This window comes from Micromonospora sp. NPDC048063, from assembly GCF_043202855.1.
Taxonomy (GTDB): Bacteria; Actinomycetota; Actinomycetes; order Mycobacteriales; family Micromonosporaceae; genus Micromonospora.
This window is the reverse complement of sequence record NZ_JBIDBG010000001.1, coordinates 861,755-885,362: the sequence shown is the minus strand read 5'-3', so window position 1 is coordinate 885,362 and position 23,608 is coordinate 861,755. Positions and strand designations below refer to the sequence as shown.

Annotated in this window: 22 protein-coding genes and 2 pseudogenes; 8 read left to right on the top strand and 16 right to left on the bottom strand. The window is 70.7% G+C overall.

The features are described from left to right. Positions 1-24 precede the first annotated feature (24 nt). Positions 25-420: a hypothetical protein gene (locus ACGFZ2_RS03925; RefSeq protein ID WP_393449900.1), complete on the top strand. Its 396-nt coding sequence runs from the start codon at positions 25-27 to the stop codon at positions 418-420. Between the two features lie 245 nt (positions 421-665). Here ACGFZ2_RS03925 and ACGFZ2_RS03920 read toward each other — a convergent pair whose 3' ends face one another. From ACGFZ2_RS03920 to ACGFZ2_RS03905, 4 genes are all read right to left on the bottom strand, one after another. Next, positions 666-1,034: a hypothetical protein gene (locus tag ACGFZ2_RS03920; protein ID WP_393449897.1), complete on the bottom strand. Its 369-nt coding sequence runs from the start codon at positions 1,032-1,034 to the stop codon at positions 666-668. A gap of 636 nt (positions 1,035-1,670) precedes the next feature. Beyond that, complete coding sequence (locus tag ACGFZ2_RS03915) at positions 1,671-2,504, bottom strand: hypothetical protein (protein ID WP_393449894.1); 834 nt, start codon at positions 2,502-2,504, stop codon at positions 1,671-1,673. 278 nt (positions 2,505-2,782) lie between these two features. Then, entirely contained in the window at positions 2,783-3,739 is a 957-nt protein-coding gene (locus tag ACGFZ2_RS03910; RefSeq protein WP_393262032.1) for a sigma-70 family RNA polymerase sigma factor, read from the bottom strand. Positions 3,740-3,749: 10 nt separating this feature from the next. Continuing rightward, positions 3,750-4,958, bottom strand: coding sequence for an NAD(P)/FAD-dependent oxidoreductase (locus ACGFZ2_RS03905; RefSeq protein ID WP_393449891.1), 1,209 nt, complete (start codon positions 4,956-4,958; stop codon positions 3,750-3,752). A gap of 194 nt (positions 4,959-5,152) precedes the next feature. Between ACGFZ2_RS03905 and ACGFZ2_RS03900 the strand changes: the two genes are divergently transcribed. Beyond that, positions 5,153-5,542 (top strand): hypothetical protein, encoded by a 390-nt coding sequence (locus ACGFZ2_RS03900; protein WP_393449888.1) that lies wholly within the window; start codon positions 5,153-5,155, stop codon positions 5,540-5,542. 65 nt (positions 5,543-5,607) lie between these two features. Here ACGFZ2_RS03900 and ACGFZ2_RS03895 read toward each other — a convergent pair whose 3' ends face one another. The 3 genes and pseudogenes from ACGFZ2_RS03895 to ACGFZ2_RS03885 form a co-directional block, all read right to left on the bottom strand. Continuing rightward, a complete protein-coding gene (locus ACGFZ2_RS03895) occupies positions 5,608-5,970 on the bottom strand; it encodes a hypothetical protein (protein ID WP_393449885.1) in 363 nt (120 codons plus the stop codon). 16 nt (positions 5,971-5,986) lie between these two features. Then, positions 5,987-6,235 (bottom strand): annotated as a pseudogene (locus tag ACGFZ2_RS03890) (IS256 family transposase); the annotation flags it as partial. 22 nt (positions 6,236-6,257) lie between these two features. Further along, positions 6,258-6,884 carry a class I SAM-dependent methyltransferase gene (locus ACGFZ2_RS03885; protein WP_393262042.1) on the bottom strand — a complete coding sequence of 209 codons (627 nt, stop codon included), beginning with the start codon at positions 6,882-6,884 and terminating at the stop codon, positions 6,258-6,260. Positions 6,885-7,018: 134 nt separating this feature from the next. Between ACGFZ2_RS03885 and ACGFZ2_RS03880 the strand changes: the two genes are divergently transcribed. Together ACGFZ2_RS03880 and ACGFZ2_RS03875 are read left to right on the top strand one after the other, a co-directional pair. Then, entirely contained in the window at positions 7,019-8,191 is a 1,173-nt protein-coding gene (locus ACGFZ2_RS03880) for a sensor histidine kinase (RefSeq protein WP_393449882.1), read from the top strand. Beyond that, complete coding sequence (locus ACGFZ2_RS03875; RefSeq protein WP_393449879.1) at positions 8,188-8,880, top strand: response regulator; 693 nt, start codon at positions 8,188-8,190, stop codon at positions 8,878-8,880. The genes ACGFZ2_RS03880 and ACGFZ2_RS03875 overlap by 4 nt, the downstream gene beginning before the upstream one ends. 142 nt (positions 8,881-9,022) lie before the next feature. Here the strand turns inward: ACGFZ2_RS03875 and ACGFZ2_RS03870 are convergent. Beyond that, positions 9,023-9,662 (bottom strand): annotated as a pseudogene (locus tag ACGFZ2_RS03870) (phosphotransferase); the annotation flags it as partial. On the opposite strand from ACGFZ2_RS03870, the gene ACGFZ2_RS03865 reads away from it, so the two are divergent. From ACGFZ2_RS03865 to ACGFZ2_RS03850, 4 genes are all read left to right on the top strand, one after another. Beyond that, positions 9,622-9,783 carry a hypothetical protein gene (locus ACGFZ2_RS03865; RefSeq protein WP_393449876.1) on the top strand — a complete coding sequence of 54 codons (162 nt, stop codon included), beginning with the start codon at positions 9,622-9,624 and terminating at the stop codon, positions 9,781-9,783. The pseudogene ACGFZ2_RS03870 and the gene ACGFZ2_RS03865 sit on opposite strands and share 41 nt — an antisense overlap. Then, complete coding sequence (locus tag ACGFZ2_RS03860) at positions 9,774-9,971, top strand: hypothetical protein (RefSeq protein ID WP_393262050.1); 198 nt, start codon at positions 9,774-9,776, stop codon at positions 9,969-9,971. The genes ACGFZ2_RS03865 and ACGFZ2_RS03860 overlap by 10 nt, the downstream gene beginning before the upstream one ends. Before the next feature lie 168 nt (positions 9,972-10,139). Then, positions 10,140-11,081: an ATP-binding cassette domain-containing protein gene (locus ACGFZ2_RS03855; RefSeq protein WP_393450240.1), complete on the top strand. Its 942-nt coding sequence runs from the start codon at positions 10,140-10,142 to the stop codon at positions 11,079-11,081. Beyond that, positions 11,078-11,827, top strand: coding sequence for an ABC transporter permease (locus ACGFZ2_RS03850; protein WP_393262055.1), 750 nt, complete (start codon positions 11,078-11,080; stop codon positions 11,825-11,827). The genes ACGFZ2_RS03855 and ACGFZ2_RS03850 overlap by 4 nt, the downstream gene beginning before the upstream one ends. Here ACGFZ2_RS03850 and ACGFZ2_RS03845 read toward each other — a convergent pair. The 8 genes from ACGFZ2_RS03845 to ACGFZ2_RS03810 form a co-directional block, all read right to left on the bottom strand. Then, positions 11,811-14,948, bottom strand: coding sequence for a BTAD domain-containing putative transcriptional regulator (locus tag ACGFZ2_RS03845; protein WP_393450237.1), 3,138 nt, complete (start codon positions 14,946-14,948; stop codon positions 11,811-11,813). The genes ACGFZ2_RS03850 and ACGFZ2_RS03845 overlap by 17 nt on opposite strands. Before the next feature lie 80 nt (positions 14,949-15,028). Further along, positions 15,029-16,168, bottom strand: coding sequence for a PucR family transcriptional regulator (locus tag ACGFZ2_RS03840; RefSeq protein ID WP_393449873.1), 1,140 nt, complete (start codon positions 16,166-16,168; stop codon positions 15,029-15,031). Then, positions 16,161-16,949 carry an ABC transporter permease subunit gene (locus ACGFZ2_RS03835; protein ID WP_393449870.1) on the bottom strand — a complete coding sequence of 263 codons (789 nt, stop codon included), beginning with the start codon at positions 16,947-16,949 and terminating at the stop codon, positions 16,161-16,163. Before ACGFZ2_RS03835 ends, ACGFZ2_RS03840 begins: the two co-directional genes overlap by 8 nt. Further along, positions 16,927-17,853 carry an ABC transporter ATP-binding protein gene (locus ACGFZ2_RS03830; protein ID WP_393262063.1) on the bottom strand — a complete coding sequence of 309 codons (927 nt, stop codon included), beginning with the start codon at positions 17,851-17,853 and terminating at the stop codon, positions 16,927-16,929. The genes ACGFZ2_RS03835 and ACGFZ2_RS03830 overlap by 23 nt, the downstream gene beginning before the upstream one ends. Positions 17,854-18,101: 248 nt before the next feature. Next, positions 18,102-18,785 carry a potassium channel family protein gene (locus ACGFZ2_RS03825; protein ID WP_393449867.1) on the bottom strand — a complete coding sequence of 228 codons (684 nt, stop codon included), beginning with the start codon at positions 18,783-18,785 and terminating at the stop codon, positions 18,102-18,104. Next, the gene (locus ACGFZ2_RS03820; protein ID WP_393449864.1) at positions 18,778-20,139 is read right to left on the bottom strand and encodes a TrkH family potassium uptake protein; all 1,362 of its coding nucleotides are present in this window, start codon (positions 20,137-20,139) and stop codon (positions 18,778-18,780) included. Before ACGFZ2_RS03820 ends, ACGFZ2_RS03825 begins: the two co-directional genes overlap by 8 nt. A 141-nt stretch (positions 20,140-20,280) precedes the next feature. Continuing rightward, positions 20,281-20,964: a response regulator gene (locus ACGFZ2_RS03815; protein ID WP_393262071.1), complete on the bottom strand. Its 684-nt coding sequence runs from the start codon at positions 20,962-20,964 to the stop codon at positions 20,281-20,283. Beyond that, on the bottom strand, positions 20,961-23,516 hold the full coding sequence (locus tag ACGFZ2_RS03810) for a DUF4118 domain-containing protein (protein WP_393449861.1): 2,556 nt from the start codon (positions 23,514-23,516) through the stop codon (positions 20,961-20,963). The genes ACGFZ2_RS03815 and ACGFZ2_RS03810 overlap by 4 nt, the downstream gene beginning before the upstream one ends. Positions 23,517-23,608 lie beyond the last annotated feature (92 nt).

Genomic DNA, 23,608 nt, shown 5'->3' with positions numbered 1-23,608 from the left:
CCCAGATATCCCAGAGAGGCTACCGTGACCATTTTCGAGAAGGCCACACGGGAGAAGTTCCGCTATCCGTCGGCCAAGGGACTGCTGACCACTGAACAGCTGTGGGAGCTTCCGCTGACCGCCAAGTCCGGCTTCAGCCTCGATGATGTGGCCAAGGCGGTCAACGCCGAGCTCAAGGCCGTCGACACCGAGTCGTTCGTGGCCACCGAGGCCAATCCAGCCAAAGCAACCTTGGAGACCAAGCTGGAGGTCGTCAAGCACGTCATCGCCGTCCGCCTCACGGAGGACCAGGCGGCGAAGGCGGCGGCGACCAAGAAGCTGGAGAAGGAGAAGCTGCTGGCGGTCCTGGCCCGCAAGCAGGACGCGGCCCTGGAAAACCTGACTGAGGCAGACCTACTGGCCCGAATCAACAACCTGTAGCCCGCCGACAATCAGCGTCTGCCAGCGGACCCGCACATCGCCGAGAAGTACGGTCGCCATGCAAGACCTGTGCGGCCAGGCCGGCGCTCACGGCCACTTCTCGGCGAACTCACATCGGTACAACAGCGACCGCGACGCCCTCTCGTCGGCAGATCCGCACCGCGAGCCGCGAGCGGTCACGTAACCCTGCGTAGCGCGCGGATCGCGGCATGAGAGTGCGTGGGTGCCTACGCAGATGTGTTCCATCAGCTCCCGAACTGTCGCGGCATCGGCGGCGCTGACACGGTCATCGGCCCTGCCCGATCCGCCACGTAGGTGGCGTAATCGACGAAGTGGCGTCGACGACCGAGGTAGTGGGGATAGTGATCGAAGTGCCACCGACATTGTTCGATGAACTCCTCGTGATCAGTCAGTTGAAGCCGACTGCACAGGGAAGCGAAATCGTCCAGGCCATGGAGCATCTCGGCGCATTCAGCCGCCGTCGCGGCGTTCGGACCCCACAGCACGCCAGCTGGAAGCTCGTGCATGGCGTATAGCAGCCACCCACGCGCTTCGCGATACGCGCGCCGTTCGTCGGCGAACCCGCGCCCCTGGCCATCCGATGCTGCCCCCACACGCGCAGGATAGGACACCCCATGTGTTCGACGGCCTGGAGCGCGCTCATCGGCAGATCCGCGCACTGCCGCGCAGCCGCACCAGCAGTCTTGGCCTCACGCACCGTTACTTGACTCTTGGCGAGATCGGCCCCGCGGGTGGGGCCAGTGGTGAACCGTCACGCCAGCTCCACGTCAGGGTTGAAACAGCTCACTGGCAGGCTTGCGGCTCAGGCACGTTCCAGGGGTTCTTGGCCTGCGGCGCGAAGCCTCCTGAGACACTGAGCGCGTGCGACAGGCGTTCGCTCATGAGGCAGTCCTCGTCATGGAGGCGGGGGCAGATCTGCGGGCCCCGGGGGCAGCGATCACGGCGGCGTTGTGCGGACGCTGGGATCATGAGCCGCCGTGCCCCCTGGCGCCGCACCACAGTCACGCGGACTGGGTCGATGGCGAGTTGCATTTGAGGATCTTGTTCGCTGTCGAGCCCGACATGGAACCTGTCGTCCGTCAACGCATCGACCTGGCGCTGTCCAGCGGCGAGCTGCGGGGCCCGGACGACACAACCACTCGGTGGCGGCTGCACCGCAGTCGACACAGCGACGTCTCAACGAAGGAAACTGAGCACGCTGAGCGCCTGACGCGGGATTGAACCACTGATCAAGGTATCTCCAGGACGGGACGCACCGGAGTCTCTCCGGTGAGGCCGCCGTCGTAGACGGCCTCCGCCAGGTCCGGGTCGCGGTAGGCGGTGGCGAGGGTGAGCCAGGTCAGAAACCTGCCATAGCCACCGCACAGTGCCGCGCCGCCGTCTCCGCCGCACAGGACCGCTGGGTCGGTGGTGAACTCGGCCCGGTACGGGTCGTCTCCGATGACCAGGCCGAACAGGTTCGGTTCTTGGATTAGGGGCACGTCGCCGTAGGGTTCGCCCTCGGGATACTCGTCGCCCCAGCGGAACAGGTGGGTGGCCCCGGCTGCGCAGGCGTACTCCCATTCGTCGGGAGTCGGCGGTCGCAGGCCGCGGCGATCGAGTCCGGCCATCAGCCAGGCGTGGTCGTACTCCTCGTCGCTGTCGTCGAGATCGGCCTCGTCGTCGGCTGCCAGCAGCGCGTCGGCTTCCTCGGCGCGAACCGCGACGAGCCGGGCCGGTAGAAACACGTGGCGCGGCGGCGAGGTGGCCTCGGCTACGAAACGGCCGAGCGGCCTGGTCAGGTCGTACTGTGCGGTGGCCGTGGTGAAGTCGGTGAGCTGCCGGGCGCTGGGAACGAAGCGGTCGGCGTCATGGCCGAGCTGTACGGTGCCGCCTGGCACCAAGGCGTAGCGGATGCCGTCGCGGTCGAAAAATGCGACCCGCCCGGTCCGGCCAACGTACGCATGCGGGCCCATGCCAGCGAGACGGACCTCGGTGCTACGCGCGATGGCAGCGGCGGTGCGGCCGGCGGCCTCGTCGGACAGGTCCAACCAAGCAGACAACGTGAGATCGGCGTGCGACACGTAGGCATTATGCCGGCGTGCCAGGCTCGGCGCCGGGGCGGTGCACGTGCACCCCCGCGGCGCCGACGGGGCCGTGCTCTGGACACGGGGCGACAAGCAGGGCCGCCCAGACGGGACGCCACGGACCTCGGCGGCTCGGCGCGCACCATCAGCTGGTGGAGGCGCAGGCGCGGCACGAAGACCAGGCGCGGAATGATCGGGGTCACGGTCACGTCGTCGCGCTACGCGAGCGGTTCATCGCAGCGCGGATGCTGCGCCTGGCCGCGGCCGGCATCGGGTCACCACTGGGCGATGAGCGGCGTGTCCGGTTCGTGCTGCCGCCAGGCTTCGGCGAGGCGGGCGAGGCGGGTGGGGGCGGCGATGCCGCGCACGGTTGCGATCTTGCCGTTGGTGATGTCGAACGCCACGGCCCCGAGGACCTGGTCGCCGAGCACGAAGAGGATGGCGGGGCTGCCGTTGACGAGCGCGTAGTGGATGGCGGGCGTGCCGCCGGCAAGTCGCCGTTTCGCGGGTGTGGGTTTGAAGCCGGCCCGTACGACGGCGGCGACGCGCTGCGGAGTGTCGTACCGCTGCAGCGTCTCGGTCAGGCCGGCGCCGTCGGAGATCGCGGTCGCGTCGTCGGTGAGCAGCGCTACCAGCCGTTCGGTGCGGCCCGAGGAGGCAGCGGCGAGGAATTCCTCGACGATCCTGCGGGCGGACGCCGGGTCGACTTCGCCGCCGCCGCGTCGGCGCGCGGCGGCGATGTGGCGCCGCGCCCGATGGAGGTGCTGCTGGCTCGCGGACTCGGTGATGTCGAGGATCTCGGCGATCTCGGCGTGGCTGCAGGAGAACGCCTCGCGCAGAACGTAGACGGCCCGCTCGAGGGGTGACAGGCGCTCCATGAGAGTCAGCACGGCCAGGGAGACCGATTCGCGCTGCTCGAACGTGTCGGCCGGGCCGAGCATCGGGTCGCCGGCGAGGAGCGGTTCGGGTAGCCAGGCGCCGATGGTGCGTTCACGGCGTGCTTGTGCCGAGCGGACCCGGTCGAGGCACAGGTTGGTGACGACCTTGGTCAGCCATGCTTCCGGCACCTTGATCCGCTGCCGGTCGGCGGCCTGCCAGTGCAGGAACGCATCCTGCACGGCGTCTTCGGCGTCGGCGGCGGAGCCCAGCAGCCGGTACGCCAGTGAGGCCAGCCGGTTCCGGCTGGCCTCGAACCGACTGGCATCGAAGCGATCGGTGGTGGTGCTGTCCACGCGGATCACCCTAGGCGGCTACGCCGACCGCCTTCGTGGCGGACGCATCCGGCGCGGCGGCCAGGCGGTGCTTACGCTTGGGCAGGCCGAAGGTCGGGTGCGAGGTGGCCCACAGCGAGACCTTGAGGATGCCCGACTTGATCCGCGCGGCCTTCCGGCCGCCCACGTACTTCGGCTTTGCTTGCGCTTCGTCGTCGACCAGCTGCAGGATCCCGTCCCGCCGCCCGAGGCTGATGTGGTTGCCCGGGTAGACCAGCTTGGTGTTCGCGATCTTACGGCCGGTGAGGCGTCCCACGATCGCCTCGATGGCCTGCTGACCGGTGAAGCCGGCCGAAGCGCAGGACATCGGCAGCGGCCGGCCGTTGTCGCCGATGGCGTAGGCGCTGTCGCCGGCGGCGTAGACGTTCGGGTGCGAGACCGACCGCATGGTGCGATCGACGACGATCCGACCGTTCTCGGTGACCTCCAGCCCGCTGGCGGCGGCGATGGGGTTGACGGCGAACCCGGCCGTCCACACGGTTGCGTCGGACGCCCGGGCGGTGCCGTCGGCGCACAGCACCCGCGTCGCTTCGACGGCTTCGACCTTGGTGTGCTCCAGGACGGTGATGCCCAGCCGGGCGCAGGCCTGGCGCAGGTGTCTGTGGGCTCCGGCGGAGAGCCGGGCGCCCAACTCGCCGCGGGCGACCAGCGTCACCGACAGGCCGGGCCGGGCTTCGGCGATCTCGGTGGCGGTCTCGATGCCGGTCAACCCGTCGCCGACGACCAGCACACGCCCGCCTTCGCCCCGCCTGCCCAGGCTGTCCAGGCGCTCGCGCAGGCGCAGGGCCGAGGGCCGGGCGGCGATGTCGAAGGCGTGCTCGACCACGCCGGGGACGCCGTGGTCGTCGCCGTGGCTGCCAAGCGCGTAGAGAAGCGTGTCGTAGCCGAGCTCGCCGCCGCCGTCGGCGTCGGCCACGGCGACGACCTGGCGCTCGGGGTCGACGGCGGTGACACGGGCCAGGCGTAGCCGTATCCCCGTGCCCGCGAAGACGTCGGCGAGTTTCGGAGCCTTGATCTCGTGGCCGGCCGCAAGCTCGTGCAGCCGCAGCCGCTGGACGAAGTCCGGCTCGGCGTTGACCACGGTGATCTCGGTGTCCGCCGGGGACAACCGGCGGGCCAGGTTCCCAGCCACGTGGGCCCCGGCATAGCCGGCGCCGAGGACGACGATGCGGTGCTTCATGTTTTGCTCCCGTCGGTTCGCTTGCTTCCGCGAGTTGAGCGGAACGGCGCCCCGATTGCTGACAGGAACTGCATGTGGCTTGGGTCACAGAGCGGCAGGGGCCGCCCCCAACGATGCACGGCGCAGATGCAGGCTGAGCTGAACGAGGTGATCTGGTGCCGATCACCACTTGACCCCGCCCGCATAATGCCAGGATGACTGGCGACCGCGTGATGTTGGACGACTCGCGGCCCTTCCAGGAACGCGTCCGGCACCTCCGTGACGCCTGGGTCCGGGACGGACGCGGTCGCGCTTTCCTGGTCACCGGCACGGCGTTCTTCGCGGTGTACTGCTGGAGCTTGAACTGCAAGATCGGCGACCCGACGGCTCCGGCGTACGATGCCGAGCTGGCCGAGTTCGTCGCCGCCTCGTACGAACTCAATGGCGGGTCCGTCGGCTGGAACGCCATGCTCACCAGCCGCGAGATCTGTTCCACCTGCCATGACCGGTACCGGCTGGAAAACCTCGGGATCTGCACCGACTGCATGCGATACACCTGCTATGGCTGCGGCGATCATGAACGCTGCGCCGGCGAACTGCTTTGATCGCGCGGGTGTCTGGTCAAGCGACGCGCTCTCATCGGCTACCTGGGTGGTCGACGTAAGGCCGGTCAGTCCCCGGTGGTCTTTCCCCCGTTGGCCGCGAGGAGGCGGCGGAGCCTTCGGATCTCACCGATCAGGCGTGGGATGTCGCGGCGGGCGCTGGCGATGAACTGGGCGTTCTCGTCCCAGCGTTCGTCCGCGATATCGACGTAGCGGGGGTGCTGGACGAGGGTGGCGGCCACCATCTCGTGATGGTCGAAGTCCGGCCAGCGTTCAGCGAGCCCGGTGCCCGGGATTGTGCTGATGGCGACCAGGCTCATGGCGAAGTCATCGTCGAGTTGACGCACGTGCCATGGACCCGGAGTCGCTGCGTCGGCAAGCTCCTCGATCTCGGCGAGTTCCTCGTCGGTCATCGGCTGGGGGGCGTCCATCAGGCAGCGCGGCTCCTCACGTTCGGCCAGGGAGTCCGTTGGTAGACCGCGCGCCAGCGCGGACGAGAGCGACGAGGTGGGGTGCGTCGACCGCCCGCCACCGGTCCTCGGCGGCCTCGATGAGCTTGAACGCTATCGCGAGGCCGGCGGCGCGGCTGCCTGGCCCCCCTGGTGACGCGGGTGCGGTGCCGGACGGTGGCGAAGGTGGACTCGATCGGGTTCGAGGTGCGTAGGTGTACCAGTGCTCGGCCGGGAAGTCGTAGAACCGGCCAGCTGCCGCTGTGCGGCTACCTCGCTGGCGGGCGGCCCGCGTGCCGGCGGTCGAGGTGGAGCGGGCGGCGGCAGTGGTAGACCAGGGCCGGCGGCAGGTTGGTCCAGACGGTCCGGCCCACGGTCACCTCGTCGAAGGCCCTGGTCAGCAGCGAGTGGAAGCGCCGCGCCGGGCGGGTCGGCAGCGCGTGCCGGTACGCGAAGGTGGTGAACACTCCGCCAGCGCCGAGCGATCCGACCACGGCGTCGAGGATCGCCCGCTGCCGCCCGGCGGGAAAGGCGGCCCAGGGCAGCCCGCTGATCACCACGTCGGCGGACACCAGCCGGCGTTCCGCCAGCAACTCCCCGAGGGTGGCGGCGTCGGCGCGTACCACCTCGATGGTGGGGTGCCGACGGGCCAGGCCGGTGGCGAACGTCGGATTGAGCTCGACCGCCAGGTGGTGGCCGCGGCCGGCCAGCCGTTCCTGGATGGTCCGGGTGAATGCCCCGGTCCCCGGCCCGAGCTCGACCACCAGGGGATGCCCCACCCGCGGTACCGCGGCGGTGATGTCCCGGGCGAGCGTGGTCCCGCTGGGCAACACCGCGCCGGTGGTGAGCGGGTGTCGGATGAACTGGGCGAGGAAGGTCGGCGCGTCACTGGTCACGCCGGTTGACGCTAGGTACGGGACGGCGGGGCGGGGCTCGTGCCGGGGGTCGGCGTATCGGCCACCTGGAGGAGGCATGGCGGCCGATGGGAGGGCCGGCGGGGACGCCGTCCCTCCGTATGGTTGGCCAGGTGATGGGTGGGCGACGCGGCTGGTGGCGGGAGCTGCTGCTCGGGCTGGTCACGGCTGGCCTCGGGCTGGCCAGCACCTGGCTCGCCCGGCCCGGGGTGGCCCGCGAGGAGTGGGCGGGGGTCTTCGCGGTTCTCGCCGGGCTCGCCCTGGTGGCCGTACGGCGGTGGCCCTGGCCGGTGCTGTTCGCGGAGTCGGCGCTGCTGCTCGTCGCCGACGCGGTGACGCCGGCCGGGGCGGGCACCGCGCAGCTCGCCGCGGCGGTCGCGCTGGGCTACGTCGCGTACTGGTGCGGCCGGGCCTCGACGGCGGCGGCCTACGTCCTCTTCCTCGGGGTGACGCTGGTTGACGTCCTGCGGCACGGCGACGCCGGGGTCCTCTCCGGCGGCACGGGGATGATCCGCCTGATCATGCTGGCCGGGGTCGTTGCTGCGCCGGTGGCGTTCGGTCGGTACCTGCGCGGGGTGCGGCACGCCGCGGTGGCGGCCGAGGAGCGTGCCCGGGAGGTGGAGGAGCGCCGGGCGGCGGAGACGCGGGCGGCCCGGCTCGCCGAGCGGGCGGCCATCGCCCGGGACCTGCATGACATCGTGGCCCACCACATCGCGGCGATCGCCCTGCGCGCCGGCGCGGCGCGGTACGCCGTGCAGCACACGGGCCGGACCGAGGAGGCGGTCTCCGCCCTCGGCGAGCTGCGCGACACGGCCGGGCAGGTGCTGGACGAGCTGCGGGAGCTGCTGGAGGTGCTCCGGGACCCGGAGGCGGTCGAGCCCGCCGACCCCCAGGTGGAGCCGGCGCAGGTGATCCGGGACGCCGCCCGACGGGTACGGGAGGCGGGCGTCGCGGTCCAGATGAGCGACCCGGCCGCGCTGGACCGGGTGCCTCTGGTGGTGGGGACGACGGCCGCGCGGGTGGTGCGGGAGGCGCTGACCAACACTCTCAAACATGCCGGGCCCGGGGCGATCGCCTCGGTGGACGTCCGGGTGGTCGACGGTGGGCTGCTGCTGGAGGTGCTGGACAGCGGGCCGGTGAAGCGGCATCCCGTGCTGCCCGCGTCCGGGTACGGGTTGAACGGGATGCGGGAGCGCGTCGGCCTGCTCGGTGGCACGCTCGCCGCGACGGCCACGGACGGCGGTGGCTGGCGGGTGCGGGCCCGGCTACCGATCAGGGAGAACACATGATCAGGGTGCTCGTGGTGGACGACCAGACGCTCGTCCGGGCGGGGGTCGGTCTGCTGCTGCGGACGGCCGGTGGCTTCGAGGTGGTGGGTGAGGCGGGGGACGGCCACGAGGCGGTCCGCCTCGCCGAGCGGCTGCGGCCGGACGTGATCCTCATGGACCTGCGGATGCCCCGGATGGACGGTATCGAGGCGACCCGGCGGATCCTGGACCGGCAGCCGTCCGCTCGGGTGGTGGTGCTGACCACGTTCGCCGACGACGTCAACGTGTACGGCGTGCTCGGTGCGGGCGCGATCGGCTACCTGGTGAAGGACGGCGCCCCGGAGGAACTGGTGGACGCGGTACGCCGGGCGGCGCGGGGGGAGGCGCTGCTGGCGCCGCCGGTGCTGGCCCGGGTCCTGCGCCGGGCGCTCGCCGCCCACGACCGGGAACGCGAGCCCGACCGGTCGGCGGCGGCGCTGCGGCTGCTCAGTGTCCGGGAGCGGGAGGTCCTGGCCCTGGTCGGCGCTGGGCTGTCGAACGCGGAGATCGGCGCGCGGCTGCATCTGGGGGTGACCACCGTCAAGACGCACGTGTCCGCGGCGATGGAGAAGCTGGTGCTGCGCAACCGGGTGCAGGCGGCGGTGCTGGCGCACCGGCTCGGCCTGGTCGATGACGACTTCAACCCCGTTCCGGGTGCGGGGGGACCCTAGGGAGGCGTAGACCCGCCGCGCCGGCCACGTCCTCGACGTGGAGTCGCGTTACGTGACAGACGTGCGGGCGCTCGACGTTCGATCGTGCCGATACGCGGATGGCTGATCACGCCGTTTGTCGGACGCCGTGGCGATCGCCGGGTCAGCGGATTGTGGCGGTGAGGCGTTGCAGGGCGGCGTGCGCGGGTGGGCCCCAGGTGGGCTTGCCGCCGGGACGGCCGTGGACACCGTCGTCGCCGATGAGGATGCCGCTGAGGGCGCGTACGATCGCCCAGCCGCGGGCGCGGCGCGTGGTGGCGGTGTCCGGGGTCGGCTGGTAGGCGGCGTAGAAGTGTTCGGTCGTGTCGTCCGGGAGCAGGAGCCACCCGGCGGCGAGGTCATATGCCGGGTCGCCCGCGCAGAGGTCGCCGAAGTCGATCAAGCCGCAGAAGGTGCCGTCGGTGGTGAGGACGTTGGCCGGGTGCAGGTCGGCGTGGAGCCATAGCGCCGGGCCCGTCCATTGAGGCGCGGTGACCGCGTCGTGCCAGACGGCGCGGACGGCGTCCGGGTCGTCGATCAGCCCTCGCGCGGTGGCGGAGGTGAGCGCCTTGGCGAATCCCCCGGCGTGGTCGGTCAGTGGCCCGCCGCGGTCCCGGCCTGCGGGCGCGCCGTTGGGGGCGGGTTGGTGGAGAGCCGTCAGGAAAGTGGCCATGGATCTGGCCGCGTCGGAGGCTCGCGTGACGGGGGTCCGGTCGGCGGGGTGTGCCCGGAACCCAGGTGGTGATGAGCCAGGGCCGAGGGAAGCTGGCGTACCTGCGTTACGTCGAGGCGCAGCAACAGCGGGTGGTGAACTGGCTGCTGCCGGCGATCCCGAGCGCGCGCTGGAGACGACGATCGCGTACGAGCAGGTGGCGGTGGACCTGACCGCGCGGGTGGCGCGGATGGAGCCCGACCCCTACCTGAAGCAGGCGTACGAGTTCGGGGTGCTGGAGGACTTCGACCACCTGTACCGCTACGCCAACCTGTTCGAGATGATCGAGCACCGCAAGGCGGAGAAAGGTGGTGGACGAGCTCACCGAGGTGATGCCCGGCCGCCCCACGCCGCCGGCTGAACCGGTTGGCAGCCGTCGCGAGCGTAGCGACGCACCCTCATGCCAACGAGCTGAGGTTCCGCGAAGCGAGGCTGACGGCTATTCGCTGTGACGAGGTAGAAACCCGTGTCAGTGGCCGTGTCAGGGTCGTGTCAGGCGGCTGACAGGCCGGGCGCCCATGGTGGTCGCATGACAAGTTCAGCGATCGCGGCCTCAGCATTGCGCAAGGCATACAAGGACAAGGTCGTGCTCGACGGCATCGATCTGGATGTCCGCGCGGGGACGATCTTCTCCCTACTAGGTCCCAACGGGGCGGGTAAGACGACCACGGTGAACGTGCTGACCACGCTGGTGAAAGCCGACGGTGGGACGGTACGCATCGCCGGACACGACGTCGTGACCGAGGCCAAGGCGGTGCGCGCGGCGATCGGGGTGACCGGCCAGTTCGCGGCGGTGGACGAACTGCTGACCGGGCGGGAGAACCTGCAGCTGATGGTGGACCTGAGCCAGGTGCCCGCCAAGGGCGGGAAGCGGCTCGTGACGGAGCTTCTGGAACGGTTCGACCTGGTCGAGTCGGCGCAGAAGCCGGTCTCGACCTACTCCGGGGGTATGCGCCGGAAGCTGGATCTGGCGATGACGCTCGTCGGCAACCCGCGGATCATCTTCCTCGACGAGCCGACGACCGGACTCGATCCGCGCAGCCGACGCACGATGTGGTCGATCATCCGTGACTTGGTGGCCGACGGTGTGACCATCTTCCTCACCACCCAGTACCTCGAGGAAGCCGATCAGCTCGCCGACCGGATCGCGGTACTCGATCAGGGCCGGCTGGTCGCTCAGGGCACCCCCGACGACCTCAAGCGCCAGATCCCCGGGACTCATGTCCGGCTCCGGTTCACCACCGTCGCCGAACTCGACGCGGCTGCGCGGGTCCTCAGCGACTCCACCCGGGACGACGAGGCACTGGCCCTGCGGGTTCCCAGCGACGGCGGGACGAGGTCGCTGCGGGCTCTGCTGGACCGGCTCGACGAGTACGCGATCAGTGCCGAGGGACTCTCCGTGCAGACGCCGGACCTCGATGACGTTTTCCTCGCCCTGACGGGCCGTACCACGGAGGTGGCCGCGAAATGAGCACCAAGTCCCACTCGATGGTCATGTTGCGTCGCAACTTCAAGCACATCGCCCGGAATCCGACCTCGGTGTTCAACGCGGTCCTGATGCCGGTCGTGATCATGTTGATGTTCGTGTACATGTTCGGAGACGCCTTCAACGTCGGTGTCGACTACATCGACTACGCGACGCCGGGGCTGATGCTGTTGGCTGTCTGTTACGGGCTCGGGTCCACCGCGACGGCGGTGAACTCCGACATGACGAAGGGCATCATCAACCGGTTCAAAGTCATGCACGTCTCCCGCGGTGCGGTGTTGACCGGTCACGTCATCGCCACTGTGCTGACCAACCTGGTCGCCATTGCGGCCCTCATCGGGGTGGCCTTCCTGCTGGGGTTCAGCCCGTCGGCGAGTTTCTTCGACTGGCTCGGCGCGATCGGCATGGTCGTGCTGCTCGGTTTTGCGGCCGGCTGGCTCACGGTGGCCCTGGGATTGTCGGCGAAGTCTCCGGAAACGGCGGGTCTGGCCTCCGTGCCGCTGGTCATGCTGCCGTTCTTCAGCAGCGCGATCGTGCCGGCGGACAAGATGGGGCCCGGGCTCCGGGAGTTCGCGGAGTATCAGCCCTTCACGCCGATCATCGAAACCCTGCGCGGGTTCCTCAACGGTGCACCGTCCTCCGGTGACGTGATCCCGGCCCTCGCCTGGTGCGTCGGCATCGCTCTCGTCGGGTACCTGTGGGCGCGTTCCACGTTCACGAAGCGAGCGTGACCTCGACCAGCTGACTCCAGCTCGTCTCGGTGCCCTCCCGAGCCGCCTCGGCGAACCGCGCTTCGCCGAGGCGGCGCCGCACTGTCTGCTCGATCCGGGCCACATCCGGGTGGGAGCGATCCGGCAGTCCACGCACACCAGCGCTCGCGGCGAGCAGCCGCGCGGCCTGCTCGGGCTCGTCGCGACGCAGCGCCAGGTCCGCGACGCCGACGAGCACCTGCGCGATCAACGGTGCGTAGCCGGCCTCGATCGCCGCCTGACACGCCGCCACGCGATGCGTACGGGCCTGGTCGACATCGTCGGTCAGGTAGCCCAGCAGGTCGTGGGTCCCCGCGCGGATGCCGGCCAGCTCCGCGTCGTTGCCCAGCAGAGCTGTCAGGACTCCGAGCTGCTTGTACGCCTCCTCGGCGTCACCGCTCCAGCGCGCGAACTCCGCCTTCGACAGCGCCAGCTCGGCCAGCGCGCCCGGCCACGTGACCCGTTCCGCGAACCGTTGCGCCTCGGCTGTGGCGGCCGCGCTGGCATCCTCATCGCCCAGCAACCAGTACAGCCGCGCCTGTCGCGATCGCATCCGGATGACGTCCTCGATGGCGCCGACTTCGGTGACGACCGCGATCGCCTCTTCGTAGTGCTCGCACGCAGCGGCGAACTCACCGCGTACGGCGATCAGCTCCGCCAGCTCGGTCAGGGCGAACGAGATCCCGAACCGTTCGCCGAGGGCCCGGAACTCGGTGAGCGCACGCTCGAAATGCGCGTCCACATCCCGCCCGTCCTGGCCGAGGATGATCCGCATCTTGCCGAGGTGCAGCCGGGCCAGTGCGCGTACCCAGGCGTCCTCGTGGTCCAGCAGTGTTTCCCAGGCGGGCAGGAGCGCGTCCGGCTCCCGCAACATGCGTTCCAGCGGGACGACGAGCGCCATCCCCGGGTGGCTGCCTCGACTGCGCCGGCTGAACTCGTACGCCTTGTGGATCCACTCCGCCGCATGGTGTGCGTCGCCCGGCCCGGAGTTCAGGAACAGCACCACGAGCGCGTACACCGTGGCCCGGATCTCGTCGGGCACCTCACCGGGCGTCTCGGTGGCCGCGGTGATCAGCTCCATGCCCTCGGTCCGGTGGCCGCCGAGCCACCAGTACCAGCCGGCGCCTGCGGCCAGCCGCATCGCCGCATGCGCCTCGCCGGCCGCGAGCGCACCGCGCATCGCCGAAGCGATGTTGTCGTGCTCGGCCTCGAGGAGGGCGAGCCATGTCACCTGGTCGGCGCGGCGAAGCTGCGGCTCCGCCTCCTCGGTGAGTTCGGTGAAGTGGACGAGATGCGCGTGGCGCGCCAGATCCGATTCCCCCGCCTCGGCGAGCCGGTGCGCGGCGTACTCCTTGATCGTGACGAGCATGCGGTAGCGCGGAGCGCCCTCGCCCTCGGCGACCAGCAGCGACTTCTCGGCCAGCGCGGTGAGCAGATCGAGCACCTCCTCCTGCTCGACCGCGTCGCCGGCGCAGACCCGCTCGGCCGCCTCCAGGCTCGCCCCGCCTGAGAACACCGAGAGCCTGCGCAGGACCGCTCGCTCGGCGTCGGTCAGCAGCTCCCAGCTCCAGTCGACCATCGCGCGCAGCGTCCGGTGCCGGGGCAACGCGGTACGGCTGCCGCCGGTCAGCAGGCGGAACCGGTCGTCGAGCCGGTTGGCGAGCTGGTCGACGGACATGGTGCGCAACCTGGCCGCGGCCAGTTCGATCGCCAGCGGCATCCCGTCCAGCGCCCGGCAGACGCGCGCCATCGTCGACAGCGTGAGGGCGTCGACGCCGAGATCCCTGCGCACCGCGCTCGCCCGGTCCCGCAGCAACCGGACGGCGGGAGAGGACGCGATCTCGCCGGGGCTGGCGTCCCCGTCCGGCAAGGCCAGCGGCGCGACCGGCCACAGCGCCTCGCCGGTGATGCCGAGCGGTTCCCTGCTCGTCGCCAGGATCCGCAGCCGCCGGCACTCCCCGAGCAGCCGATGGGCGAACGCCGCCGCCGCCTCGATCACGTGCTCGCAGTTGTCCAGGATCAGCAGCGCCTCCCGCTCCCGGATCGCGGCGATGAGCCGGTCGATCAGCTCCACGTTCGGCGCCTCGCCGAGCAGAGCGTCCCGGAGGCCGAGCCCGGTGAGCGTCGCCTGCACCACGTCGCCGTCGGCGCCGACGGCGGCGAGCTCCACCAGCCAGACGCCGTCCGGCAGGTCGTCGAGCAGCCTACGCGCGGTTTCCGTGGCCAGCCTGGTCTTCCCCGAGCCGCCCGGCCCGATCAGGGTGGTGAGCCGGTGTTCGGCGACGAGTGCGCCAACCGCGGCGACCGCGTCGTCCTTGCCGATGAAGCTGGTCAGCTCGGCACGCAGGTTGGTCCGCCGGCTTTCCTCCCGCCGTCCCAGCTCGCCCCGCAGCAGCGCGACGTGCAGTGCCGACAGCTCCGGTGAGGGGTCGACGCCCAGCGCGTCGGCCAGGGCTTCGCTCGTGCGCTGGTACACGAGCAACGCCTCGGTATCGCGACCGGTCGCGGCGAGGGCACGCATCAGCGCAGCGACGAGTCGTTCTCGCACCGGGTGCACGGCCACCAGGTCGGTCAGTTCCGTGACCAGCTCCGCACCGTGACCGAGGCTGATCTCCGCGTCGAACCGATCCTCCATGGCGGTCACGCGTAGCCTCTCGAGCCGGGTGGCCGCCGCGTCGAGCGCCGCGCTGTCGGGCAGACCGACGTCCTGCATGGCCGCACCGCGCCACAACGCGAGGGCCTCGCGCAGCCGCCGTACCCGCTGCGGGTCCTCGCCGTCGCGGGCCCGGCCGACGAGACGTTCGAACCGTACGGCGTCGACGGCGTCGGGCTCCACCGTCAACCGGTAGCCGTCCGTCTGCCCCTCGACCAACCCTTCCGGAAGCACCTTCCGCAGCCGGGAAACCAGGCGTTGCAGGGCGTTCGCCGCGTCAGAGGGCGGGTGTCCACCCCAGATCCAGTCGACGAGTGTCGCCTTCGGGACTACGTGACCTGGCCTGAGCGCGAGGGCGACCAACAGCCCGCGCAACCGCGCGCCCGGCACGTCGGCCAGGACGCCGTCGTCCGTGCGGACCTCGAACGGTCCAAGCATCCCGATCTGCACCTGGCAGATCTTGCCACGGGCGATCGACAGGCTCACACCGCTGACACGGCGCAGCAGTCATGGAGTGCCGGCACGCCGACCTACCTTGCTGACACCCCCTCGGGCCAGCCGAGGAGTCGGGCGCCGAGCACGGCGGCGTGGAGTGTGAAGCGTTGGGTGGGTTCGTTGGGGTGGTAGCCGGTCAGGTGGTGGATGCGGTCGAGGCGGTAGGTGACCGCGCGTACGGAGAGGTGCATCTGACGGGCGGTGGCGGTGTGGTTGCCCTGGTTGTCGAAGAGCACGGACAGGGTGTCCAGGTAGGGCTGCACGCCGCCGCGGGCGGTGGTGAGGGGACCCAGGACGGTGGTGACCAGGTCGGTGATCGCGTCGCGGTCGCGCAGCAGGACGGGGAAGACCAGCAGGTCGGCGGCGTTGAGGACGGGTGCGGTGAAACCGAGTTTGGCGGCGTGGTCGAGGGCGTTGCGGGCCTCGTCCAGCGAGGTGGCCAGGCCGCGCACGCCGGGGTGGGGGCGACCGACGGCCACCTGCCAGCCTTCGGCGCCGAGTTCGGCGAGGAGCAGGTGTGCCAGTTCGGCGTCGATGCCCCGTAGGCCCCCGGCGCTGATGCACACCAGGTCGCCTTCGCGCAGGGTGGTGAGGGTGTTACCTGCGCCGAACCGGGCGGCGAGCGCCGCGTCGACGCGGTGGATGAGGTCGGCGGTGAGGCGGGGCGTACGGGCGACCAGAACGGTGTGGGTGGCCGACAGGCGGATGCCGTAGCGGTGAGCGCGTTCGGCCAGGCTGCCGGGTTCGGCTCGGCCGGTGAGCAGGTCATTGACGAACGCGGCACGTTCGGTGTCGTGACGAACCAGCTCAGCGCGGGCCTGGTCGAGGTAGCCGTCGAGGGCGGCCGACAGCACCGAATGTGCGGTGTCCAAGAGTGTCGCGACGCGGCTGTACACGGCGGTGGGGCTGTCGGCGGGGTCGAGGGGCGACGTGTTCCAGCAGACGCCGGCAGCGGCGAATACGCGGTCGACGAGGTCGTGCGGTTGCAGGTCCTCATCTGCGGCACGGGCGCCCAGCCGGGCGGCAGCCTCGCCCCGCTGGTCGGCGGCCGGGGCGCGCAAGAGGTCTTCGAAGCCTTGGGCCAGCCAGGTGTGGGCGCCCCTGGGCTGTTCCTTCTGGGCGTTGTGGTGGCCGCCCCGATACTGCTGGCGGCCACCACGGTCCGCTTCAGACACCGACGTCGCGGCGATCGAACATGAATACCCCGACGATCGTGGTCACGGCGCCGAAAGCCACGAGGGCGAGCAGTGGCACCGGGTGCCAGCCGGTGTGCAGCGGATCGGTGCCGATGAAGTAGTGAAACGGGGACAGCCAGCGCACCCATTGCCAGCCATCGGACATGCCGCCGATGGCGTTGGCCATGTACGTGGTGACGGCGAGCACACCGGTGACCGCCAGAACCGTACCCCGCTTTCCGGTGGCCGCGCCGGCGAGGAAGGCGACACCGGTGAAGCACCACACCAGGGCGATCAGGCCGACGCCGGCAGCCGCGACCTTGGACAGGGGAATGTCCATGCCCACCTGGGGAACGATGATCATCAGGAGGATCACCGGGATGGCCGCGACCAGCGTGATGGCGCTGCCCGTGGCCGCGAGGCGCTGTCCGGCGAAGGCGGCACGGGACAGCGGGTTGGCCAGCAGCAGTTCCATGCCCCCGTCCTCCTCGGGCCGGGCGATCGTGCGGGCGGTCAACGTGATCGCGCACATGAGGACCAGCAGCGGCCCGATCAGGCTGAAGATCGTCGCCTGCAGGTAGCCGGCCGGCGAGAGCATGTCGGCGATGCCGAGGAAGTCCAGCATTCCCTGGGGCAGGGCGTCCTGTTTCAGTTCCGCGGCTCCCTGGAACTGGCTGTAGAAGGAGGTGTAGATGACGGTGAAGAGGGCGACGCCGGCGGCCCAACCGATCAGCGCCCGGCGGTCGTCGCGCCAGGTCTTACGCACCAGCGCGGGAAGCATCGCCGGCTCCTTCCGAGTGGTAGTAGAACGACAGGAACGTCTCCTCCAGGTCGGGCTCGGCCGACAGCATGTCCACGACCTCGTGTCGTGCCGCCGCCTTGATCACGGGGTCGAGGCGGCCATCCACCGTGCACCGGAGCACCGGCCCGGACACCGCCACGTCACTGACCCCGGGGAGGACCCTGAACTCCGCCGGATCCACGGGATCGTCGAAGTGGATCTCCACCGATCGGACGGCCCGCTTGCCGAGCGACTCGACGCGTTCGACCGCGGCCAGCCTGCCGTCGCGGATGATGGCCACCCGGTCGGCGGTCTGCTGCACCTCGGCGAGGACGTGGGAGGACATGAAGACGGTCTGGCCGGCGTCGCGGGCGTCGCGGACCATGGCCAGGAACTCCTGCTGCATGAGCGGGTCCAGGCCGCTGGTGGGCTCGTCCAGGATCAGCAGCGCCGGTTGGTGCATGAACGCCTGCACCAGGCCGACCTTCTGCTTGTTGCCCTTGCTCATGGTGCGTACCGGGCGGGACAGGTCCAGGTCGAGCCGCTCGGCCAGATCGGTCACCCGCGACCAGGCCACGCCGCCCCGGGCGTCACCGAAGAACCGCAGCAGGTCTTCTGCCTTCTCCCTGCCGGGAAACGCCAGTTCGCCAGGTAGGTAGCCGATCTGCCGGTGCAGGGCGGCCTTGTCCCGGCGCGGGTCGAGCCCGAGCACGGTCGCGCGGCCGGAGGTCGGCCGCAGGAAGTCCAGCAGCAGCCGGATGGTGGTGGTCTTTCCGGCGCCGTTGGGCCCGAGGAAGCCCATCACCTCCCCGACGCGGACCTCAAGGGTGAGACTTTCGATGCCGCGGCGTTGGCCGTAGAACTTCGTCAAGTCCTCGGCGAGCAGGGCAAGGTCGTTGGTCATGCTCCACATCGTGGCGCTCACGCCCGTCCGGCATCCAGGGCCGCATTCGGCCGACATCGGGCAGGACAATTGCCGACACTCGGCAACCAGGAGGGGAAAGGCAACTCGGCGGGGATCCACAACCCACCGGAGACCCGGTGAACGTTGCCGGACGCAGCACCAACTGTCTGCTCATCCACCTGGCGACGAACGGCGACCTTCCACGGGCAGCGCGATCATGTGGGCCGACGCCCATTCCTGACCGGCTTCTAGTCACTGGTGGCGAAGCGTTCGACGTTGTCAACGGTGCCGACGACGAGGATGAGGTCGCCGTAGGCGAGGACCGTGTCGGGCGTGGCGTAGGTGAAGACGCGTGGTCTGCCGCCTGGTACGGCCGCCTCTGGCTTGACGGCCACGACAGTCACGCCCCACTTGCCACGGACCCGGGACTCGCGCAGTGGTACGCCGACGATGTCGCGGGGTGGGGTGGTCTTGACGACGGCGAAGTCGGCGTCGACTTCGACGTAGTCGAGGATCCGTCCGGAGAGCAGGTGGGCGACCCGTTCGCCCATGTCGTGTTCGGGTGCGACGACGTGGTGGGCGCCGACGCGCGTGAGGATGTTGCTGTGCTGGGCGCTGATGGCCTTGGCCCAGATGTCAGGGATACCGAGTTCGGACAACAGGCTGGTGGTGAGGATGCTGGCCTGGATGTCGGTGCCGATGGCCACCACGGCGCGGTGGAACTCGGCGACGCCGAGTTGCCGCAGGGCTTCGATGTCGGTGGAGTCGGCGGTGATCACGTGCGGAAGCTGCCCGGAGAGAGCCTGCACGACTTTCGGGCGGTGGTCGATGCCGAGCACCTCGGTGCCCCGATTGACCAGCTCCAGAGCCAGGGCGGTGCCGAACCGCCCCAGCCCGATCACAACGACCGGTTCGGTGGGTGCCTCAGCCAACGATCGTCCTCTCCTCGGGTAGCTCGAAGCGGCGGTTACGGTCGCGCAGCGCCAGCGCCGATGCCAGGGTGAGCGGACCGACGCGGCCGGCGAACATCAGCACGATCAGCAGTACGTCGGCCTCTGGTGGCAGGTTAGCGGTGATGCCGGTGGACAAGCCGACGGTGGCGAACGCGGACACCACCTCGAACAACACGATGTCCAGCCGGTACGGGGTGATGGCCAGCAGCAGGAACGTGGCGGTGACCACGGCGCCGACGCCGAGCAGGGCGATCGCGAGGGCTTGGCGCTGGTTGCTGGCGGAGATGCGCCGCCGACCGACGTTGACGTGGATCTCGCCGCGCATCTCCGACCAGAGCACGAACGCCAGCAGCCCGAAGGTGGTCACCTTGATGCCGCCGGCGGTGCCGGCGCTGCCGCCACCGATGAACATCAGCACGTCGCTGGCGAGCAGGCTCTCCGGTCGCATCCCGCCGATGTCGACGCTGTTGAACCCGGCGGTGCGGGTCATGGCCGAGGCGAAGAATCCGGCCAGCAGCTTCTCCGGGCCGGCGAGCGGGCCGAGGGTGCGCGGATTGGAGAACTCGGTGAGGGTGAGAACGGCGGTGCCGAGAACGAGCAGCACGGCGGTCAGGCCGACGGTGATGCGGGTCAGCACCGACCACAACGCCGGGCGGCGCCAGCACTTGAGGAGTTCGAACACGACGGGGAATCCCAGCCCGCCCAGGATGACCGCGGCGGCGATGGTCAACGAGATCCAGGGGTCGGTGACGTAGCCGACGAGGTTGTCGGCGTTGGTGGAGAACCCGGCGTTGTTGAACGCCGACACCGCGTGGAACACCCCGTCGTACAGCGCCTCGCCGAACGGCATGTGGTAGGCGGTGGCGAAGCGCAGGGTCAGCACCACCGCGACGACGGCTTCGCTGACGAGGCTGAACAGCACGATCCGGCGGACCACCGCACGGATGTCGGTGAGGGTGAGGCTCTTCGTCTCGGCTTGGGCCAGGAACCGGGCCCGCAGGCCGAGCCGGCGGGACAGCAGCACGGTGAACAGCGTCGCGAGGGTCATGATCCCCAGCCCGCCCGCCTGGATGAGCAGGAGGATCATCGCTTGGCCGAAGCCGGACCAGTAGCTGCCGGTGTCGACGGTGGCCAGGCCGGTGACGCAGACGGCGGAGGTCGCGGTGAACAGCGCGTCCACCAGGTCGGCCCGTTCGCCGGATCGGGTGGCCACGGGTAGTGACAGCAGGCCGGTGCCGACGGCCACCGCGACGCCGAAACCGACAGCGATCACCTGCGCCGGATGCCGCAGCCCGCTGCTACGCCGCTGCCATGTCGGTCGTCGGTTCAGCATGCGCCCGCCGCGCAGGTACGACGGCCATCCGCGGTACGTGCCCTCGGCGTTGCCCTCGGACGGGTCAGGGTCATGAACCGCATGCTCTCACGGCGCGGTTGCCAGCGACGTGGGACGGTCGCGGCGTCGCGTCCTGCCGGTTCAAGGCTGGTAGCGGTAGCCCATGCCGGGTTCGGTGATGAGGTGGCGGGGCCGGGTGGGGTCGGGTTCGAGCTTGCGGCGTAGCTGCGCCATGTACTGGCGCAGGTAGCTGGTCTCGGTCTCGTATCCCGGGCCCCACACGTCGTGGAGGAGTTGGCGCTGACTGATCAGCTTCCCGGGGTTGCGGAGCAGTGCTTCGAGCACCCCCCACTGGGTGGGGGTCAGTCTGATCTCGGTGCCGTCGTCGCGGGTTACGGTGTGGGCGCCGAGGTCGACGGTGTGCCGGCCGACCCGCGCGGTGGGGCTGGCCGCGTCCGCGCCGGGTCCGTGCCGGCGGGTGACGGCACGGATGCGGGCGAGGAGTTCGTCGACGCCGAAGGGTTTGGTGACGTAGTCGTCGGCACCGGCGTCGAGGGCGGTGACCTTGTCGTCGCTGCCGGCGCGGCCGGAGAGCACGATGATCGGGACGGTGGTCCAGCCCCGGATCCCGCGGATGACGTCGACGCCGTCGAGGTCGGGAAGACCGAGGTCGAGTACGACGAGGTCGGGTGGGTGGCTGGCGGCGGCCCTGAGCGCGGCGGCGCCGGTGGCCGCGACGTCGACGTCGTAGCCGCGGGCGCGCAGGTTGATGCGCAGGGCGCGCAAGATCTGCGGTTCGTCGTCGACGACGAGGATCCGGTTCATTCCTGCGGGCCCTCCGTGGGTTCGGCCGGTGTGGCGGCGGGCAGCCGCAGCACCATGGTGAGTCCTCCGCCGGGTGTGGTCTCCGGGGTGATGCTGCCACCCATGGCCTCGGCGAGGCCGCGGGACAGGGCGAGGCCGAGGCCGACGCCGGTGGTGTTGTCGCGGTCGCCGAGGCGCTGGAACGGCAGGAAAACCTGTTCCCACTGGTCCTCGGCGATGCCGGGGCCGGTGTCGATGACGCGTAGTTCGACCTGGCCGGAGTGGGCGCTGGCGGTGATGGTGGGTGGCCGCCCGGGCGGGCTGTGGCGCAGGGCGTTCGCGACGAGATTGACCAGGACCCGCTCCAGCAGGCCCGGGTCGGCGGTGGCGGCCGGCAGGTCGGCGGGGATGTCGGCGGTGACATCGGCCGCCTGCGGGCCGAGTTCGTCCAGGGCCCGGGGCACGACGTCTTCCAGGCCGATCGCCGCGGCGGTGATGCCGAGGGCCCCGGCCTGCAGGCGGCTCATGTCGAGCAGATTGGCCACCAGCCGGCCGAGCCGGTCGAGTGACTCGTCGGCGGTGGCCAGCAGTTCGTCCCGGTCCTCGGCGTCGAAGTCGACGTCGCGGCTGCGCAGGCTGGACACGGCGGCCTTTGCCGATGCGAGGGGGGTGCGTAGGTCGTGGCTGACCGCGGTGAGCAGGGCGGTGCGCATTCGGTCGGCCTCGGCCAGGGGCCGGGCGGCGGCGGCCTCCTCGGCGAGGCGTTCCTGCCGGAGCGCGACGGCGGCCTGCGCGGCGAACGCCTCGATGATGCGCCGGTCGGCGGCCTCCAGCCGTCGGCCGGAGAGCACGACGGTGAGCCGGTCGTCGACGGGTACCGTCGTTTCGCCTGCGCTCGGGCTGCCGGCCGGCGCCTCGCCGACACTGGCCACGACTCGCCAGGCGTCTTCCTCCCGGTCCCGGCCGGGGCGCCCGGCGGCCTCGGCGACCAGTTCCAGGACGCTGACCGCGCGCAGCGCGAAGGTTTCCCGGAGCCGTTCCAGCAGCGCCGGCAGCGGGCGTTGCCCGCGCAGGACGTTGCCGGCGACGGTGGCGAGGGTCTGCGCGTCGGCGGACGCGCGGGCCGCCTCGCGGGTGCGCCGGGCGGCGAGGTCGACCACCCAGCTGACCGCTACGGCGACGCCGACGAAGACGCCGAGGGCGAGCAGGTTGTCCGCCTCGGCGATGGTCAGCGTGTAGAAGGGCGGGGTGAAGAACCAGTTCAGCAGCAGGGATCCGCCCAGCGCGGCGAGCAGCGCCGGCCAGAGCCCGCCGACGAGCGCGACGCCGACGACGGCGGCGAGGAAGATCAGGATGTCGTTGGTGAGGGTGAGGTCGGGCAGCGCCCTGAGCAGTGCGGTCAGGGCGGGCATGCCCGCGACGGTGAGCGCGAAGCCGTACAGCCGGCGTCGCCGGGACAGCGCGGCCGGCACCGTCGGTCCGGGCCGTCCGCGACGGACCTCGGCGTGGGTGACCAGGTGTACGTCGATGGGCCCGGACAGTGCGGTCGTGGTCACGCCGACTCCGCGGGAGAACAGTTGCGCGAAGCGGCCGCGGCGGCTGGCACCGAGCACGAGCTGGGTGGCGTTAACGCCCCGGGCGAAGTCGAGCAGCGCAGCGGGGATGTCGGTGCCGAGGACCTGGTGGTAGGTGCCGCCGAGGCTCTCCACCAGCACCCGTTGCCGGGCGAGCTGCGCCGGGTCGGCTCCGGCGAGCCCGTCGCTGCGGGCGACGTGCACCGCGAGGAGGTCGGCACCCTTGCTGCGGGCGGCGATCCGGGCCGCGCGCCGGATCAGGGTCCCCCCCTCGGGTCCGCCGGTGAGCGCGACGACGACCCGCTCGCGGGCTTCCCAGGTGGCGGAGATGCCCTGCTGGGCCCGGTACGCGTCGAGTTGCTCGTCGACCTTGTCGGCGAGCCAGAGCAGGGCCAGCTCGCGCAGGGCGGTGAGGTTGCCGACGCGGAAGTAGTTGCCGAGCGCGGCGTCGATCTTGTCCGGGCGGTAGATGTTGCCGTGGGCCATCCGCCGGCGCAGCGCCTCGGGGGTCATGTCGACCAGTTCGACCTGTTCGGCGGCGCGCACGATCTGGTCGGGGACGGTTTCGCGTTGGGTGGTCCCGGTGATCTGGGCGACCACGTCGTTCAGCGATTCCAGGTGCTGGATGTTTACCGTGGTGAGGACGGTGATCCCGGCGTCGAGGAGTTCCTGGATGTCATGCCAGCGCTTGGAGTTGCGGGAGCCGGGCACGTTGGTGTGAGCGAGTTCGTCGACCAGGGCGACCTCGGGGCGGCGGGCCAGAACCGCGTCGAGGTCCATCTCGGTGAACTCGGCGCCGCGGTAGGTGATCGCGCGGCGGGGGACGATTTCCAGTTCGCCGATCATGGCGGCGGTGTGCTTGCGGCCGTGGGTCTCGACGAACCCGATCACCACGTCCGTGCCGCGCTCGGCGCGGCGCTGCGCCTCCTCGAGCATGGCGTAGGTCTTGCCGACGCCGGGTGCGGCACCGAGGTAGATGCGCAGTTCCCCTCGTGGCACAGCAGGATTCCTCTCCACAGCGTGACCGGCGGGTCGGGTGACGGGATGCCGGGCCGGGACCGTGCCAGCGTCCCAGCCCGGCGCCCTCGTGT